The 1,414-nt window shown below is 38.6% G+C and carries 1 protein-coding gene; it reads right to left on the bottom strand.

What is annotated here, in order from left to right; genetic code table 11:
* A partial coding sequence (locus IWX84_RS15310) for an IS1182 family transposase (RefSeq protein ID WP_196851625.1) occupies positions 1 to 1,303 on the bottom strand: 1,303 nt, incomplete at its 3' end.
* Positions 1,304 to 1,414: the final 111 nt, after the last annotated feature.

Here is a 1,414-nt window from a genome sequence, read left to right as displayed (position 1 = left end):
AATAAAAATCCCATTGCCGTTTAATAACTCCGTAGGGATGCTCCACAATGGCTTGTCGCCTGCGATAGATTTCATAGTTATTCTCGATTCGAACTTTGTTTTCGTAAATTAAGTCGGCATATTGGGAGCGTTCTATGAGTCTTCCTTTAACATTTTTAGTGCATTTCTTAAAGAGTTCGCAATTCAAACAGGCACTAGTTTTATAATGCTTCATTTGGGTTATTGATTTCCCGTTTTTTTTGGAATACCAATTCCCATTAGTGGTTAGGATTTCATTAGCGGGACACGTATAAGAATCAGTGTCTTTATTGTATTTAAAATGTTCTACATCAAAAGCAGTATCGGGTGCATGTGCGGCAACCCCTGGAATGGCAACCAAGACAGCAACGCCTAGTTTATTAGCATACTCAAACTCGCTTCCGGTGTGGTATCCTTTGTCATAAATGGCGGTAAAATTGTTATGTCCCAAAATGACTTTACTACGGCGCAGCATGCCTCCCATAGCTTTAGAATCATTTTCATTAGTGACCTTAAAATCAATTGGGATATTGTGCAAAGCATCTACTGTTGTTTGTACAGTATAGGCTACTTCAGAGATGTTATTTCGAGTCATTATTTGGCGACTATCGGGATCTGAAGTAGAGATTTGGGTAATACCGGTTGTCTCAATTGTATTCTTGTATTGAATGTATTTTTGTTTTTGGATAGTATGTTTTCTAACCTTTGTTTCTATCTTTTTCTTTTCAGTTTCATCGCCGTCCGCTTTTGCTAAAGCCAGATTGTATTCTTCTAATCTAGCATCGATATAAGCAATATGCCGTTCTATTTTACTGGGATTGAAATTGTTTTTCTTAGAGTTTTGGGCTCTAAGTTTAGTACTGTCACCCGCGACAAGGCTTCCGCCAATCAGTTCAAAATGGGAAGCCATCTTCACCGTTGCTCGAAAGACACGCGCAATGGCTTTGGGATTGTCTTTTCTGAAATTGGCGATGGTGTTGTGATCTGGAACAAGTGCTTTTAGCAACCACATGAGTTCGATGTTGCGGGAACATTCTTTTTCGAGAGTTCGCGACGAACGCATGCGATTGAGATAACCGTAAATAAAAAGTTTGAGTAAATCCGACGGGTGATAGGCAGGTCTTCCGTTTTCGACAAAGTCGAAAGCAAAACCAAAATCACTCAATTTTAAACTATCCACAAAAAGGTCGATGAGCCTAATTTCATTGTCTTGCGCAATGGCATCATCAATTGATGAGGCAAAAAGTGGCAGTTGGTTTCTATTGGTTCCGTTGATGAATTTCATACTTAAATGTACAAAAAATCAATCGTATTACAAAATATTTTGAAAGATTTTTAATACAAATAAGGTAGCGAGAGCTAAAGAGGTTATTAGACAGTTTGACGTCCCGGCGCT

Source organism: Flavobacterium sp. CG_9.10 (assembly GCF_015752245.1).
Lineage (GTDB): Bacteria > Bacteroidota > Bacteroidia > Flavobacteriales > Flavobacteriaceae > Flavobacterium.
The sequence above is the reverse complement of the archived record's forward strand: the minus strand, read 5'-3'. Positions and strand labels throughout refer to the sequence as shown.